Source organism: Brooklawnia sp. (assembly GCF_049651565.1).
Classification (GTDB): domain Bacteria; phylum Actinomycetota; class Actinomycetes; order Propionibacteriales; family Propionibacteriaceae; genus Brooklawnia.
The window spans coordinates 1-16,135 of the sequence record NZ_JBASCI010000003.1; the positions used below are offsets into that span (position 1 = coordinate 1).

Here is a 16,135-nt window from a genome sequence, read left to right on the forward strand (position 1 = left end):
ACCCGGGACAACCTTCGACCAGCCGAACTACGCCGTCAGATAGACCTCATCCAACGCAACCTGACCGAACTCGCACGCCGCCGCGGCACCGTCCAAACCCGAGCCAAACGAAACCACGTCTACCTCAACAAAACCAAGATGCCCCGCACACCCAAGCGGGCACCCAACCACGAGGCAACGACCCCACCCAAGCGGGCATCTTGACATGAGGCAACATGGTCACCGCCGCGGGTTGCTGTTCAGCGTAGTCACAGCACTTTTACGGCGCCGACGGCACGCTTGCCCCGCCGTAGCACCGCCCAGCTCCCGGCCAGCAGATCGCCCCGCACGAGGCGCTGCTCGACGTCGGTCACCTTGCGGTTGTTCAGGTAGGCGCCCCCTTCGGCGATGGCCCGACGTCCAGCCGACTTCGAAGCCACCACCCCGCTGGCGGCCAGGGCATCGGCGACCAGCGGCAGTCGACCGTCCGCCGGTGCCAGCTTGGCGGCGCCCAACTCGGTCATCACCGCCCGCAACGTCGACTCCGGCAGGTCGGTCAGCTCACCGCGTCCGAACAGGGCGTAACCGGCCTGCTCGGCAGCCGCCCGTTCGTCGGCGCCGTGGACCAGCTCGGTGATGTCGTTGGCCAGCACCCGCTGGGCCGCCCGCAACTGCGGGCGCTGTTCGGTCTGGTCGGCCAGTTCGGCGATCTCGTCGCGGGTGCGCCAGGTGAAGATCTTCAAGTACTCGATGACCTTGGCGTCCTCGGCGTTGAGCCAGAACTGGTGGAAGGCGAAGGGTGAGGTGAGCGCTGGGTCGATCCAGACCGTCCCGCCCTCCGTCTTGCCGAACTTGCTGCCATCGGCCTTGGTGAGCAGAGGGGTCACCAGGCCGTGCACCTGCACACCCTCGGTGCGGCGGATGAAGTCGATGCCGGCGGTGATGTTGCCCCACTGGTCCTGGGCGCCGGTCTGCAGGGTGACCCCGTACTGCCGGTACAGCTCGCGGTAGTCCAGCGACTGCAGCAGCACGTAGGCGAACTCAGTGAAGCTGATGCCGGCCTCCAGCCGGCGGGCCACCACGTCGCGGGCCAGCATCCGGTTCACTGGGAAGTGCTTGCCGACGTCCCGCAGGAAGTCCAGGGTCGACAACGTCGAGGTCCAGTCGTAGTTGTTGACCACCAGGGCGGCGTTGTCCCCTTCGAGGCTGACGTAGTCACTGACCTGCTGGCGTAGCCGCTCGGCCCACTCTTGCACCACGGCTGCGTCATTCATGACCCGTTCGCCGGCCAGCTTGGGGTCTCCGATCAACCCGGTGGCCCCGCCGACCAGCAGGATCGGCCGGTGACCGCCCTCCTGGATCCGCCGGGCCACCAACAGCTGGACCAGGTGGCCGATGTGCAGGGACGCCGCTGTCGGGTCGAACCCCACATAGGACGTGATCGGCCCGGCATCCAGGTGGGCCGCCAACGCGTCCGCATCGGTTGACTGGGCCACAAAGCCACGCCAGTTCAGTTCGTCCAGCAGAGCATTCACTCCGACAGCGTACCGGCCGGGCGGACCGGGTCAGCCGATGGCCCAGCCGCGGGCCTGCTCCACCTCGGCGTCCAGCTCGGCCAGTTGCTCAGCCACCCGCCGGGGTGCGGTGCCGCCCCGGCCATCCCGGGAGGCCACCGACCCCTCGACAGTCAACACGGCCAGCACCTCGGGGTTGAGTTCCGGGGCGATGCCGGTGAGTTGTTCGGCGTTCAGTTCCCCCAACTCCAACCCGGCCGCCTCGCAGTAACGCACTGCCGCTCCGGCGATGTCGTGGGCCCTGCTGAACGGGACACCGCGGCGTACCAGCCAGTCGGCCATGTCGGTGGCCAGCGAGAAGCCCTGCGGTGCGGCCGCGGCCATCCGGTCGACATCGAAACTGAGGGTGCCGACCATCCCGGCAATCGCGGGCAGCAGCAGGTGCAACTGGTCGACCGAGTCGAACAGCGGTTCCTTGTCCTCCTGCAGGTCACGGTTGTAGGCGAGCGGCAGCCCCTTGCAGGTGACCAGCAACCCGGCGAGGTTGCCGATCAGCCGGCCGGCCTTGCCCCGGGCCAGTTCGGCCACGTCGGGGTTCTTCTTCTGCGGCATGATGCTCGACCCGGTCGACCAGGCGTCGTCGAGCCGGGCGAAGCCGAACTCGGGGGTCACCCAGATGATCACGTCCTCGCTCAGCCGGGACAGGTCGACCCCGACCTGGGCCAGCACGTAGCAGGCCTCGGCGACCAGGTCGCGGGCGGCGGTGCCGTCGATCGAGTTGGGCACCGAGGATGCGAAGCCGAGGTCACCGGCCACCTGTTCGGGATCGAGTCCGAGTGAGGTGCCGGCCAGGGCGGCCGATCCGTATGGGCTGACCGCGGCGCGCCGGTCGAGGTCGCGGAGTCGGTCGATGTCACGCAACAACGGCCACGCATGGGCGAGCAGGTGGTGGCTGAGCAGCACCGGCTGGGCCGACTGCAGGTGGGTGCGGCCGGGCATGATCGCACCCAGGTGTCGCTCGGCCTGGTTGCGCAGGGCGCCGACCACCGCGAGCACGTCCAGGCTCAGCGAGCGCACCTCGCGGCGCAGCCAGCGGCGAATCAGGGTGGCTATCTGGTCGTTCCGCGACCGGCCAGCGCGCAGCCTGCCGCCAAGGTCGGGGCCGACGCGTCCGATCAGCAGCCGCTCGAGGGCGCCGTGCACGTCCTCGTCGCTGTCCGCGGGCCCGACCCGGCCGGCCGCCACGTCAGCGCGCAACTGCCCGAGCGCGGCCACCATCGCCGCGTGCTCCTCCTCATCCAACAGCCCAGCCCGGTGCAGGGCGCCGGCGTGCGCGACCGACCCGTCCAGGTCGTCCAGCGCCAACCGCCAGTCGAAGTGGGTCGACGCCGACAGGGCGAACATGGCGTCCGCCGGGCCACCGGCGAACCGGCCACCCCACAGGAAGCCCTCGGCGTGCTGGGCAGGTGCTTGGTCAGGTTGCTGGCTCACCGGCCCATCATGGCGCATCGCCATTGGTCGCTCCCGTCACATCGACCGGCTGGCGGTTCTTGCTGGCAGCCAGGCCGGTGAACCAGTCCGCCAGGCCCTGACCGCCCTCGGGGTCGCGGGCGATGACCAGGATGCAGTCGTCACCGGCGATCGTGCCCAGCACCGCCGGGTGCCCGACCCGGTCAACAGCGGACGCGAAGTACTGGGCGGCTCCCGGGGGGGTCTTCAGCACCGCGAGGTTGGCAGAGGCGGCCGCCGAGACCAGCAATTCGACGCAGATCCTGGCCAGCCGGGCCTGGTGTGCGGAGTTGTCGGAGGTGAACTCCGCGCTTGGGGGTGCATAGACCAGAGCGCCAGCCGCGTTGCGAACCCGGACCGCACCGATCTCGAGCAGGTCCTTGCTGAGGGTGCCCTGGCTGACCGTGATTCCCTCGTCCGCGAGCAGGTCGGCAAGCTCGGCCTGCGAGCCGATCTCACGGCGCTGGATCAGCTCAATGATCCGGCCCTGCCGGGCCACCCGGGACGACGTGCGGGGTGGCGCCTCACCCGTCATCGCTGCCTGACCTCGGCGAGCACCTCGGCCAACGCGCCGATGAACTGGTCGACCACCTCGGTCGTGATGATCAGCGGAGGCGCCAGCCGCAGCACCGACGGGCGGGGGGCGTTGGTGATCCAGCCGGCTTCCAGCATGGCGTCGGCGACCTGCGGTGCGATGTCGGCCGCCAGCTCGATGCCGAGCAGCAGCCCCCGGCCGCGCACCCCGACCACCTGGCCGTCACCGATGGCCAGCACCCGCCGGCTCAGGTAGTCGCCCATCGAGCGGCTGTGTGCCAGCAATCCCTCCGACTCGATGACGCCCAGGACTGCCAGGCCGGCCGCCGCCGCGATCGGGTTGCCCGCGAAGGTGCTGCCATGACTGCCAGGGGTGAGCAGTTCGCCAGCCGCACCGATGGCCAGGCAGGCCCCGATCGGGATGCCGTTGCCGAGGCCCTTGGCCAATGTAACCAGGTCGGGTTCGAGGCCGTCGGCCACCGAGGTGAGCCACTGCCCGCAGCGTCCGATACCGGTCTGGACCTCGTCCACCCACAACAGGCAGCCGTGCTCGCGGGTCACCTCGCGCACCCGGCGCAGGTAGCCGTCCGGTGGGCACACCACGCCGCTCTCGCCCTGGATGGTCTCCAGCACGACCGCTGCGGTGCGGTCATCGACCGCCGCCGCCAGCGCGTCCGCGTCACCGAAGGGGACGAAGACCACCTCGCCGGGCAGCGGTTCGAAGGGTTCGCGGTACCTGGCCGTTGCCGTCAGGGCCAGCGCGCCCATCGTCCGGCCGTGGAATGAGCCCTCCATGGCGACCACCCTGATGCGCCCGGTGAGCCGGGTGATCTTGAACGCGGTCTCGTTGGCCTCGGCGCCGGAGTTGGCGAAGTACACCCGGGCCGCCTTCGTCGGGTCCCCCGCGATGGCCGTGGCGGCCAGCCGCTCGGCCAGCTCGATCTGGGGCGGCGAGGCGTACAGGTTGCTGATATGGCCCAGGGTGCCGAGCTGGCTGGTCACCGCTGCCACCACCGCCGGGTGGGCGTGCCCCAGCCCACCCACCGCGATGCCGCTGAACATGTCGGTGTACCGGTTGCCGTCGGCGTCCCACAGGTGCACGCCCTCACCGCGGACGAAGACCCGCTTCGGAGGACCGAAGTTGCGCATAAGGGTGGCGTCGTAGCGGGCCAGCCACTCGCTCTGGACGGTCATCAGGCCTCCTTGTGTTCGTCGCTGATCATCGTGCCGGCGCCCTCGTTGGTGAAGATCTCAAGCAGCAGCGCATGCTTGACCCGGCCGTCGATGATGGTTGCCCGGTCGACCCCACCCTCGACGGCGCGCAACGCGGCCTCCATCTTCGGCCGCATCCCGGACGCCAGGCTGGGCAACAGTTCGCGTACCTCCTGGCTGCTGATCTGGGTGATGATCTCCTCGGAGTTGGGCCAGTCGGCGTAGAGCCCGGCCACGTCGGTGAGGATCGCCAGGCGTTCGGCGTGGAGCGCGACGGCCAGTGCGGCGGCTGCGGTGTCGGCGTTCACGTTGTAGACCCTGTCGCCCGGGCCGGGCGCCACGGTGGCGACCACCGGCACCCGGCCGGCCTCGATCAGGTCGAGCACGGCCGCCGGGTTGACCGACGCCACGTCGCCGACCTGGCCGAGGTTGACCTCTTCACCGTCCACCTCGATCAGCTTCGGCACCGCAGTGAACAGTCCGGCGTCCTCACCGGACAGCCCGACCGCGAACGGCGCGTAGCGGTTGATCAGGTTGACCAGTTCCCGGCCGACTTGCCCGACCAGCACCATCCGGACCACATCCATGGCCTCGGGACTGGTGACCCGTAGCCCGCCACGGAACTCCGACCGGATGTCCAGGCGCCCGAGCATGGAACTGATCTGCGGCCCCCCGCCGTGCACCACCACCGGCCGCACCCCGGCCTGCCGCAGGAAGACGATGTCCTGGGCGAAGGCCAGCTTGAGTTCGTCGTCGACCATGGCGTTGCCGCCGTACTTGATCACCACAATCTTGCCGGCGTACTGCATCAGCCAGGGCAGCGCCTCAATCAGCGTGCCGGCCTTGGCCAGCAGCGACGCATCGTTGTGGACCCGTTGTTCAACCATCAGGAGCTGTACTCCGCATTCTCTTTGACGTAGTCATAGGTCAGGTCATTGGTCCAGATCGTCGCCGCAGCCGGGCCGGCGTGCAGGTCGACCAGGACGTGGCAGGCGCGCGGAGTCAAGTCGACCAGCGAGCGGTCCTCGCCGACCCCGCCGGCCCGGCAGACCTGGACGCCGTTGATGCTGACGTCCAGCTGGTCGGCCTCGAAGACAGCGTCGGTGACCCCGATCGCCGACAGCACCCGTCCCCAGTTGGGGTCGTTGCCGAAGATCGCGCACTTGAACAGGTTGCTGCGGGCGATCGAACGAGCCACCTGCAGTGCGTCGTCCTCGCTGGCGGCGTTGACCACCTCGATCTCGATGTCATGGGCGGCCCCCTCGGCGTCCGCAATCAGCTGCCGGGCCAACCGCCAGCAGACCTTGGCCAACGTCATGGTGAACTCGTCCGGTTCAGGAGTGACGCCGGACGCCCCGCTGGCGAGCAGGAAGACGGTGTCGTTGGTGGACATGCAGCCGTCGGAGTCGATCCGGTCGAAGGTCAGGCTGCAGGCCTGTTGCAGGCTCGACTGCAGGGCATCGGCATCGACGACGGCGTCGGTGGTCACCACGACCAGCATGGTGGCCAGCGCTGGTGCCAGCATGCCGGCACCCTTGGCCATTCCGCCGATGGTGTAGCCGCCGACACCTTGGGCGAACGCCTGCTTGGGCACGGTGTCGGTGGTCATGATGGCGTGGGCGGCGTCGTGGCCACCGTCCACCGAAAGTGCCCGGTGGGCCTGGTCGACGCCGGTCAGCAGCTGCGTCATCGGTAGCCGGACGCCGATCAGCCCGGTCGAGCAGATCCCTACCTGCTCGGCATCGCAGCCGACCACCTGCGCCACGCGTTGGGCGGTGGCCACTGAATCGGCATAGCCGCCCGGCCCGGTGCAGGCGTTCGCGCCGCCGGAGTTGAGGATGACGGCCCGTAACAGGCCGTCGGCAACTGCTTGCCGGGACCACGCGACGGGTGCGGCGAAGACCCGGTTGGACGTGAACACGGCTGCGGCGTCCTGGCGCGGGCCCTGGTTGACCACCAGGGCCAGGTCGGGCCGGCCGTTGGCCTTGATGCCGGCCGCCACCCCGGCGGCCTGGAAGCCCAGCGGTTCGGTGACGCTCACGGTGCCACCCCGATGGTGGTCAGGCCCATGGTCTCCGGCAGGCCGAGCGCCAGGTTCATGGACTGGATGGCTCCGCCGGCAGTGCCCTTGGTGAGGTTGTCCAGGGTGCCGACCGCGACCATCCGGCCGGCGGCCCGGTCGACGGTGACCTGGACCTGGAAGCCGTTGCTGCCCAGCACCGACTTGGACGCCGGCCACTGTCCGGCCGGCAGCACGCTGCAGAACGGTTCGTCGGCGTAGGCGTCCTGGTAGGCCTGCTGGACCGCTTCGGGATCGAGTTCGCTGATCGGCGCGGTCACCACGGCGAGAATGCCCCGCGAGATCGGCGCCAGCATGGGGGTGAAGCTGACGGTCGGTTCGACCGCTCCGAGCCGGGCCATGTTCTGGATGATCTCGGGGACGTGCCGGTGCATGCCGCCGACGCCGTAGGCGCTGATCGAGTTGAACAGTTCGCTGCCCAGGAGGTGGGGTTTGGCCGACTTGCCGGCGCCCGAGGTGCCGGAGGCGGCGGCGACGGTGACGTCGTGCCCGGAGATCAGGCCGGAGACCAGGGCGGGCAGCAGCGACAGGGTGACGGCGGTCGGGTAGCAGCCGGGCACCGCGATCCGTCTGGCGCCGGCGAGTTCCTCGCGGGCGCCGGGTAGTTCGGGCAGGCCGTACGGCCAGCTGCCGGCGTGTTCGGAACCGTAGAACTTGTGCCACTGCGCCGCGTCGACCAGCCGGAAGTCAGCGCCGCAGTCCACGACCAGCACGTCGCCGCCGAGTTCGGCCGCCACCGCTGCCGAGGCGCCGTGTGGCAGGGCGAGGAAGACCACGTCGTGCCCGGCCAGGTTCTCGGCGGTGGTGTCCAGCACGTCACGGTCGGCCAACTGTGGCAGGTTCGGCAGGTGGACGCCAAGCTTGGTGCCGGCGTTGGAGTGTGCGGTCAGGGCGCCGATGCTGAGCTCGGGGTGAGCAGCGGCCAGCCGCACGATCTCGCCACCGGTGTATCCCGTGCAGCCTGCCACCGCAATCGAGAAGGTCATGGCATAACTATGCCGTGGTCCAAATAGTTATGCAAACCCGCTCCATCTGTACCGGGTGGTCAGCTGGGGGCCGGCTGCCCGTTCAGCGCGGCAGCGCCCGCGGCCACCAGTCGAAGGCCCAGGTCGAAGCCCTCGTCGTCAAGTGTTTCGGCGTCCGGCGGCAGCACCCCCAGTCGCAACAGGTTCTGCCGGGTCTGCTCGTGCATCACGTGCCCGAGGACGAACTGCGAGGTGGCTCTGGCCGCCCGTTCCGCCTCCTGGCCCGGCCAGCCGGCCCGGACGAAGATGGGCACTGCCGCAGCGTCCGGGATGCGGGAACCGAGCCCGACCGCCAGGGTGGCGGCGACCAGCTCGGCGGCGTCCCGGTGGGTCAGCAGGACACTGCGCAGGTCGCGCGCCCAGCCGATCAGCGCTGCCACCGGTTCGCCCGGCCACGCGTCGGCCTGGGTGGCCAGGATGGCGTCGGAAACTCCGGCCAACAGGCTCTGCTTGTTGGCGAAGTGCCAGTAGATGGTGGAGGCCTGCACGCCGACCGCGTCTCCGATTCGACGCATCGACAGGTCTGCCAGGCCGTACTCATCAAGGATGGTCAGTGCGGCGGCCACGATGCCCTCCCTACTGACTGCCACTTTCCGACCATACCGCCCAGGGGTGGGATGCCAGTACTCTTGTCACGGCGCGTCAGGACGTGACGCGGGAGGGCAGGAGGATCTTGAAGTACCAGCAGGCAACCCGGCTGCAGAATGTGCACTACGACGTGCGCGGGCGAAACATGGTGGAGGCCCAGCGGATGGTGGCGGAGGGGCAGCGTGTGCTGCACCTGGACATCGGCAACCTCGCCCCCTTCGGGTTCTCCGCACCCGAGTCGATGGTTCGCAGCGTCGTTGCGCACATGAATGAGTCGGACGGGTATGCCGATGCCCGCGGCATCTACTCCGCCCGCACCGCGGTGGCCAACTACTACCAGACCTTCGGGCTGGACGTCGACGTGCCTCAGGTGCTGATCGGCAACGGTGTGAGCGAACTGATCTCGATGGTGCTGCAGGCGATGACCAACATCGGCGACGAGATCCTCATCCCGGCCCCCGACTACCCGCTGTGGACCGCCCAGACCAACCTGTCCAGTGGCCGAGCGGTGCACTACCTGTGCGACGAGGGCAACGGGTGGCAGCCTGATCTCGACGACATCCGGGCGAAGATCACCCCGCGCACCAAGGCCATCGTCATCATCAACCCGAACAACCCCACCGGCGCGGTCTACTCCCGCGAGCTGCTTCAGCAACTGATCGACCTGGCCCGCGACCATGAACTGATCGTGCTGGCCGACGAGATCTACGAGAAGGTCATCTACTCCGGCCAGCACGTGCACGCCGCCGACCTGGCCGGCGATGACGTGCTCTGCTTCACCTTCTCGGGCCTGTCAAAGGCGTACCGGGCGTGTGGCTGGCGGGCCGGCTGGCTGGTGGCGACCGGGCCGCTCGACGTGGCCACCAACCTGCTGGAGGGGCTGCACCTGCTGGCCAACATGCGCATGTGCGCCAACGTGCCGGCGCAGCACGCCATCCAGACCGCCCTGGGCGGCTACCAGTCGATCGACGACCTGGTCAAGCCCGGCGGCCGCTTCCACGACCAGCTCGAGTTGGCGCACAAGTTGCTCAACCAGATCGAGGGCATCAGCTGTGAGCCCGCCCAGGGCGCGCTGTACCTGTTCCCCCGACTCAACAACGAACTGTTCGACATCGACGACGACGAGGAATGGGCGCTCGGCCTGCTGCGGGCGAAGAAGATCCTGGTCAGCCACGGACGCGGCTTCAACTGGCCGGCGCCCGACCACTTCCGGCTGGTCGCGCTGCCCGAGGAGGACACCCTCCGCGAGGCCATCGGACGGATCGCCGAGTACTGCGACGAGACTCGCGTCGACTGACGCGGGTCGACTGACGCGGGTCCGCACCCAGCCTGGCCCGAGCTACGGTTCAGGCCGGCTGCAGCGTCCCCACCAGGTACGGCTTGCCATCGTCGTTCACCACGGCGAAGCGCTGGCCGGCGTCCTGGCTGGTCGAGGCGAAGCCGACCCGGCCGGGCAACAGGATCGGCCTGGTGAACTGAACCCGCAGCGTGTGCGCAGCCGGCACGCCGGTGCCGAGCGCCGCCACCGCACGGGCGTGCGTCCACATGCCATGGGCGATGGGGCGCTTGAAGCCGAACAGCCGGGCGGTCGCCGGGTGCAGGTGGATCGGGTTGGCATCACCGCTGACCGCCGCGTACCGGCGGCCCAGGTCGGCCGGGAGCCGCCACTGCTGGGAGGGCGGTTGCTGCGGCGCCTCCAGTCGGTCGGGTGACGCCGGCTGCCCCGGCAGCGTGGCACCCTTGGCCAGGTAGTTCGAGCGGCCCTGCCAGACCAGTTCGTCGCCCACCTGAACCTCTTCGACCAGGTCGAAGACCACTCCCCTGGCGTGCGGTCGCAGCGCTTCCGCCCGAACCTTGAGCCGCAACTGCTCGACCGCCAGCACCGGGCGGTGCAGGGTCATGGTGTTGGCGACGTGCACCAGGCCGGCCAGCGGGAAGGGGAAGTCGTCCTCGGCCAACAGCAGCGCCTGCAGCCCGAAGGTCTGGACGTGCAGCCAGGTGGCCGGCACGTGGTTGCGCAACGAGTAGCCGGTCAGCCGACAGTAGGCGGCGAGCCGGTCGAGGTCCTGGCTGTGGCTGGGCAGCAGGATGGTGCGACCGGGCAGCCTGTCAGGGGTTCGGCTGCCGCGCTTTCGAACCGACCCGCCTAGCCCCTTCAACAGCAACTTCGCGGGGTCGGGGGTGGCGTCCAGCACCCTGGTGTCGTCGGTCATCACTGTCCGATCACGTTCTGACCGCAGATCCGGAGCACCTGCCCGGTGACGGCGCCCGAGGCCGGGTCGCACAGATAGGCCAGCGTCTCGGCGACGTCGATCGGCTTGCCACCCTGCTGCAGGGAATTGGTGCGCCGGAAGATCTCGCGCTGCACGAACGGAATCGAGTTGGTCATGTCGGTCTCGATGAACCCCGGGGCGACCGCATTGACGGTGACGCCACGCTCGCGCAGGTCTTCGGCCATCACCCGGACCGCACCGATGATGCCCGCCTTGGATGCGGCGTAGTTGGTCTGGCCGCGATTGCCGGCCACGCCCGTGGTGGAGGACAGGCCGACGATGCGGGCCTCCTCGCCCAGGCCGCCGTGCACGTCGTTGTTGAGCAGGAAGTCGTTCACCCGCATCTCGGCGGCGAGGTTGACCTCGAGCACCGGCGCCCACAGCCTCTCGTCGGTGTTGGCGAGCAGCTTGTCACGCAGGATGCCGGCGTTGTGCACGATCGCCCAGATTCGCGTGGCGGCGCCGTGCACCCGGGCAACGTGCTCGGCGATCCTCCGGCCAGCCTCGGGGCTGGTGATGTCGAGCTGGAGCGCCGAGCCGCTCAGCTGGTTCGCCACCGCCGCCAGTGCGGCGCCGGACTGCGGCAGGTCGATGCAGACCACCGTCGCTCCGTCCCGGGCGAACACCCTGGCGATCTGCTCGCCGATGCCCCGGGCCGCGCCGGTCACCACGACCACCCGCTTGTCGAACGGACGATCGGACAGCTCGTGGACGAACTGCGCGCGACCCACCCGCCAGGTCTGCCCGCTCACGAAGGCCGACCGGCCTTCCAGCAGGAAGGAGATGGTGGACGCCAGATCGGATGGCCGGGTGTCGACCCGGACGAAGATCAGGTTTGCCGTCGATCCGCCGCGCAGTTCCTTGCCGACGCTCCGGTTGATGCCGTCCAGGGCCTGGGCCACCGCGTGCGCCTCCCAGCCGTCGACATCCCGGGCGTCGGTGGCGACCATGATCACCCGGCCGGAGGGCTCCAGCGATCTCATGATCGGGCGCAGCAGCTGGCGGATCTCCTCCAGGTCGCCGATCGCGCGCACCCGGGTGGCATCCACGATGATGGCGCCGGGCGCGGTGTCGTACCTGGGCGGCTGCGCGCGACCCTTGTCGTCCGGTACCCGCAGTTCGGGGACGTCGCGGAGGGCCTCCGCCACCGGGACGTCGACCAGCGCCATGGTTCGCCGCACCAGGCCGGCGCCGGGTTCCTCCTCGGTGCCTGGCCGCACTTCACCGAGCACCACCGGCCCGGCGGGCAGCACCCGCCCGCGGCGCAGCTTCGGCGGATCCTTCAGACCGGCCTTGCGCACCACGAACCTGCCGACCGGTGAGTGGTAGGCCTTCTCAACAACGTTCATCTCATGCCTCCAGAATGGCGACGACACCCTGGCCGCCGGCCGCGCAGATGGATATCAGACCCCGGGAACCCGGCCCCCTGGCGGCGAGCATCTTGGCCATGGTGGCGACGATGCGACCGCCGGTGGCGGCAAACGGGTGGCCGGCCGCCAACGAGGAACCCTTGACGTTGAGCCTGGATCGGTCGATGCTGCCGATCCCCTGTTGTTCGAGAGCCTTGAGGGTTGCCAGCACCGTGGCGGCGAAGGCCTCGTGGAACTCGAAGTAGTCGAAGTCGGCCAGGCTCAACCCGTTGCGCTCCAGCAGCACCGGGATCGCCCTGGCCGGTGCCAGCAGCAGGTCTTCGGCGCCGGTGACGTAGTCGTTGGCGGCCACCTGGGCGTCCACCAGCCTGGCCAGGGTCGGCCAGCCGCGCTGCCGCGCATACTCCTGCTCGGCGAGCAGCACCACTGCGGCGCCGTCGCTAAGGGCCGTGGAGTTGCCGGCGGTCATGGTGGCGTCCGAGCCCTGGCCGAACACGGTGCGCAGCTTGCCCAGCTTCTCCAGCGTGGTGTCGGGGCGCAGGATGCCGTCCCGGTCGACCTTGAGGTAACTGGTCACGAGGTCGTCGAAGAACCCCTCGTCCCAGGCTCGGGCGAGGTTGCGGTGGGAGGCCAGCGCCAACTCGTCCTGGGCCTCACGGCTGATCCCCCATTTCGCGGTGGTGAGCGCTTGTGACTCGCCCATGCTCAGCCCGGTGCGCGGTTCGACCACCGCCGGCGGCACCGGCCTCAGGTCGGCTGGCCGGATGCCGGCCAGCGCGGCGAGCTTCTGCTTGATGTTGCGCGCTCGGCCGAGGGCCAGCAATTGGCGACGCAGCCCTTCGCTGACCACGATCGGGGCATCGGACGCCGAGTCGACTCCGCCGGCAATTGCCGCCTCTGCCTGGCCGAGCCGGATCTTGTTGGCCACGTAGACGACCGCCTCCAGTCCGGTTCCGCAGGCCTGCTGCAGGTCACAGGCGGGGGTGTGCGGGGACAGCGCCGAACCGAGCACGGCCTCGCGGGTCAGGTTGAAGTCGCGGCTGTGCTTCAGCACCGCGCCGGCGACCACCTCACCGACCTCCTGACCGGCCAGCCCGAAGCGGGCGACCAGTCCGTCGAGGGCTGCAGTGAGCAGGTCCTGGGACGACGCCATGGCGTACTGGCCGCCGGCCTTCACGAACGGGGTGCGGTTGCCCCCGACCACCACAGCGGTGCGTGGGTTCATCTCGGTCCTTCCGGATCAGCACGTGAAGATGTCTGGATCTGACGGTACCAGCTACTTGGGGTATCCGGTACTCTGGGTTGCGTGAAGCACGAGCAGGTACCGTCAGTGCCCGACGGCCGAACGACCCGGTGGGAGGCGCACAACGCGCAACGGCGGCACGAACTGGTGGCCGGCGCGGTGCTGGCCATCCGTGCGCACGGTCCCGCGGTGGGGATGGACGAGATCGCCAGCCACATCGGCACGTCCAAGACCGTGCTCTACCGGCACTTCGGCGACAAGTCCGGGCTCTACCAGGGCGTGGTGGCGTGGGTGCACGACTTCATCCTGCGCAAGCTGCCGCTCAGCGCCGTGGAGCAGATGAGCCCCGCCGAGATGGTCACCCAACTCGCCGACGCCTACCTGGCCGTGGTGGAACGCGACCGCAATCTCTACCTGTTCGTGTCATCGCGACCCACTGGTGAGATCCCCACCGACGACCCGGTGCTGAACATCACCACCCGCATCGGCAACCAGCTGTCCGACGCCTTCCAGGATTGGCTGGCCAGGCATGGCCAGGATGAAGACCCGGCCAGCATCTGGGCCCATGGCGCCGTCGGTTACATATGGGCGGTCGCCGACCGCTGGATCGTCACCAACCTGCGCCGTCCACGCGCCGACGTGGTTGCGCACATCGAGCAGTTCTTCGCGCCAGCATTCGCCGCTCAACTAAGGAGTGTGAAAACACCATGAACACCTCGCCGACCGGAGCGGCCCTGCGCCGCGCCCTGGATGGACCCTTCCACCAGGCAAAACAACGCTGGAGAACAGAGGTCCGGGCCAGCGACGTGGTTCGCGACACCGCGCTCGACATGGAGCAGGCCCGGGCCTGGACCCTGGAGAAGGTCAAGTGGCTGGCCGAGCAGAAGCTGGTCACCGCGGGCTTCCCCAGCAGCCTGGGCGGCACCGGGTCGCTGGCCGAATCGGTCGCCAACTTCGAATCGGCGGCCATGGGTGACCTGTCCCTGGCGATCAAGACCGGCGTCCAGCACGGCCTGTTCGGCGGTGCCATCACCAACCTCGGCACGCAGTACCACCACGAGACCTTCCTGCCCGACGCCATCACGGTCGAACTGCCTGGCTGCTTCGCGATGACCGAACTGGGGCACGGATCCGACGTGCAGTCCATCGAAACCACCATCACCTACGATCCGGATACCGACGAGTACATCATCGACTCCCCCACCGAGTCGGCCACCAAGGCCTACATCGGCAGCGCCGCCCGGGACGGGCGGATGGCGGTGGTCTTCGGCCAACTGTGGGTGGGCAGCGAACACCACGGTGTTCACGTGGCGCTGGTGCCGATCCGGGACGCCGACGGTAATGACCTGCCGGGGGTGACCACCGGCGACCATGGGCTCAAGGGTGGCCTGCTGGGCATCGACAACGGCACCATCCAGTTCGACCAGGTACGCGTCCCCCGCAGGATGCTGCTCGACAAGTACGGCGGCGTCGACGACCAGGGCAATTACCGTTCCCCCATCAAGTCGAAGAACGCCCGGTTCTTCACCATGCTCGGCACCCTGGTGCGCGGCCGGGTCTGCGTGGGTGGTGGCGCTGCCTCGGCAGCGCGCAGGGCGTTGACGATCGCGGTGCAGTACGCCAACCAGCGCAGCCAGTTCCGCAAACCTGGCCTGGGTGAGGAGATAGTCCTGATGGACTACCTCAGCCACCAACGCCGGCTGCTCCCGGACGTGGCGCGGGCCTACGCCTACGGCTACGCCCAGAACGAACTGGCGCTGCAACTGGAGCGGATCATGACCGCCGACGGCGCCGACCCGGTGGCCGCCCGTGAACTTGAGACCCGGGCGGCAGGAATGAAGGCCCTGCTCACCAGGTGGGCCAACGACACGGTGCAGCAGTGCCGCGAGGCCTGCGGCGGCGCCGGCTACATGGCCGACAACGGGCTTACCCTCACCCGGCAGGACGTCGACATCTTCGCCACCTTCGAAGGCGACAACACCGTACTGCTGCAACTGGTGGCCAAGGCGCTGCTGCTGGACTACCAGACCAGCTGGGGCGAGATGGACCTGCGCGGCACCGCCCAGAAGACCGCCCGGATGATGGGTGGCATCTTCATGGAACGCACCACCGCGCGCTCGGTGATCGACCGCCTGGTGGCCGCCGCCAGGCGGATGCCCGAGAGCCAGCAACTGCGGGCCCGTGGCTGGCACGTCGAGATGTTCGAGTTCCGCGAGTCGCACATTGTCGAGGGCCTGGCCCAACGGATGCGGGCGGCCAGCAAGGCCGAGGACTCGTTCGCCGCCATCAACGCCTGCCAGCCGCACATGCTGGAAGCCGCCCGGGCGCACATCGACCGGGTGGTGCTGGAGGCGTTCATCGAGGGCATCGAGGAGTGCCAGGACGAGTACGTGACTGCGCTGCTGGCCAAGGTCTGCGACCTGTACGCGCTGGCCACCATCGAGGCCAACCGGGCCTGGTACCTCGAGCACGAGGTCTTCGGCACGTGGCGCAGCAAGTCGATCATCGCCGAGGTGGACCTGTTGTGCGGTGAGCTGCGACCGTACTCACTGGCCCTGGTGGAGGGGCTCGGTGTGCCACAGGACTGGCTGGTGCACCCGCGCGCTGCGATCCCGCCGCTGGTCAGCGGTGCCGCCAGCGGCCGGGGCGAGCCCGCCGAGGAGCTACTGGCGGTGTCCTAGCTGTACTGACCACGGAGATTGAGTACGCGCGGCGGGTCTGCTGGACATAGGGGAAGACCTCTGAGTGAAGTGTGGGACTTACGACAGAACCCATTTCACGAAACAGAGGTCTTCCATGCCCCACCGT

Annotated in this window: 15 protein-coding genes; 4 read left to right on the top strand and 11 right to left on the bottom strand. The window is 69.1% G+C overall.

Translation table 11 applies throughout. The features are described from left to right. The coding region (locus tag WBL05_RS00050; protein WP_424222953.1) for a hypothetical protein at positions 1-204 on the top strand (204 nt) is incomplete at its 5' end. Between the two features lie 44 nt (positions 205-248). Here WBL05_RS00050 and tyrS read toward each other — a convergent pair. The 8 genes from tyrS to WBL05_RS00090 are packed head-to-tail and all read right to left on the bottom strand — an operon-like array spanning position 249 to position 8,443. After that, positions 249-1,514, bottom strand: coding sequence for a tyrosine--tRNA ligase (tyrS, locus tag WBL05_RS00055; RefSeq protein WP_424222954.1), 1,266 nt, complete (start codon positions 1,512-1,514; stop codon positions 249-251). Between the two features lie 30 nt (positions 1,515-1,544). Continuing rightward, positions 1,545-2,984 carry an argininosuccinate lyase gene (gene argH / locus WBL05_RS00060; RefSeq protein WP_424222955.1) on the bottom strand — a complete coding sequence of 480 codons (1,440 nt, stop codon included), beginning with the start codon at positions 2,982-2,984 and terminating at the stop codon, positions 1,545-1,547. 7 nt (positions 2,985-2,991) lie between these two features. Next, positions 2,992-3,537 (bottom strand): arginine repressor, encoded by a 546-nt coding sequence (locus WBL05_RS00065; RefSeq protein ID WP_424222956.1) that lies wholly within the window; start codon positions 3,535-3,537, stop codon positions 2,992-2,994. Further along, positions 3,534-4,730: an acetylornithine transaminase gene (locus WBL05_RS00070; RefSeq protein WP_424222957.1), complete on the bottom strand. Its 1,197-nt coding sequence runs from the start codon at positions 4,728-4,730 to the stop codon at positions 3,534-3,536. Before WBL05_RS00070 ends, WBL05_RS00065 begins: the two co-directional genes overlap by 4 nt. Then, the gene (argB, locus tag WBL05_RS00075) at positions 4,730-5,635 is read right to left on the bottom strand and encodes an acetylglutamate kinase (protein WP_424222958.1); all 906 of its coding nucleotides are present in this window, start codon (positions 5,633-5,635) and stop codon (positions 4,730-4,732) included. Before argB ends, WBL05_RS00070 begins: the two co-directional genes overlap by 1 nt. Beyond that, positions 5,635-6,789 (bottom strand): bifunctional glutamate N-acetyltransferase/amino-acid acetyltransferase ArgJ, encoded by a 1,155-nt coding sequence (argJ, locus tag WBL05_RS00080; RefSeq protein WP_424222959.1) that lies wholly within the window; start codon positions 6,787-6,789, stop codon positions 5,635-5,637. Before argJ ends, argB begins: the two co-directional genes overlap by 1 nt. Continuing rightward, positions 6,786-7,814: an N-acetyl-gamma-glutamyl-phosphate reductase gene (gene argC, locus WBL05_RS00085; protein WP_424222960.1), complete on the bottom strand. Its 1,029-nt coding sequence runs from the start codon at positions 7,812-7,814 to the stop codon at positions 6,786-6,788. The genes argJ and argC overlap by 4 nt, the downstream gene beginning before the upstream one ends. A gap of 59 nt (positions 7,815-7,873) precedes the next feature. Then, the gene (locus WBL05_RS00090; RefSeq protein ID WP_424222961.1) at positions 7,874-8,443 is read right to left on the bottom strand and encodes a TetR family transcriptional regulator; all 570 of its coding nucleotides are present in this window, start codon (positions 8,441-8,443) and stop codon (positions 7,874-7,876) included. 83 nt (positions 8,444-8,526) lie between these two features. Here WBL05_RS00090 and WBL05_RS00095 point away from each other — a divergent pair, with 83 nt between their 5' ends. Beyond that, complete coding sequence (locus WBL05_RS00095) at positions 8,527-9,738, top strand: pyridoxal phosphate-dependent aminotransferase (protein ID WP_424222962.1); 1,212 nt, start codon at positions 8,527-8,529, stop codon at positions 9,736-9,738. A 49-nt stretch (positions 9,739-9,787) separates the two neighbouring features. On the opposite strand, the gene WBL05_RS00100 is transcribed toward WBL05_RS00095, so the two are convergent. Genes WBL05_RS00100 through WBL05_RS00110 form a run of 3 tightly spaced genes read right to left on the bottom strand, consistent with a single transcriptional unit; the run spans position 9,788 to position 13,309 of the window. Next, positions 9,788-10,654: a MaoC family dehydratase gene (locus WBL05_RS00100; protein WP_424222963.1), complete on the bottom strand. Its 867-nt coding sequence runs from the start codon at positions 10,652-10,654 to the stop codon at positions 9,788-9,790. Next, positions 10,654-12,063 carry a 3-oxoacyl-ACP reductase gene (locus tag WBL05_RS00105; RefSeq protein WP_424222964.1) on the bottom strand — a complete coding sequence of 470 codons (1,410 nt, stop codon included), beginning with the start codon at positions 12,061-12,063 and terminating at the stop codon, positions 10,654-10,656. Before WBL05_RS00105 ends, WBL05_RS00100 begins: the two co-directional genes overlap by 1 nt. Before the next feature lies 1 nt (position 12,064). Then, entirely contained in the window at positions 12,065-13,309 is a 1,245-nt protein-coding gene (locus WBL05_RS00110; RefSeq protein WP_424222965.1) for an acetyl-CoA C-acetyltransferase, read from the bottom strand. An 81-nt stretch (positions 13,310-13,390) separates the two neighbouring features. On the opposite strand from WBL05_RS00110, the gene WBL05_RS00115 reads away from it, so the two are divergent. Together WBL05_RS00115 and WBL05_RS00120 are read left to right on the top strand one after the other, a co-directional pair. Next, on the top strand, positions 13,391-14,038 hold the full coding sequence (locus WBL05_RS00115; protein ID WP_424222966.1) for a TetR/AcrR family transcriptional regulator: 648 nt from the start codon (positions 13,391-13,393) through the stop codon (positions 14,036-14,038). Further along, complete coding sequence (locus WBL05_RS00120) at positions 14,035-16,008, top strand: acyl-CoA dehydrogenase (RefSeq protein WP_424222967.1); 1,974 nt, start codon at positions 14,035-14,037, stop codon at positions 16,006-16,008. The genes WBL05_RS00115 and WBL05_RS00120 overlap by 4 nt, the downstream gene beginning before the upstream one ends. Positions 16,009-16,135 lie beyond the last annotated feature (127 nt).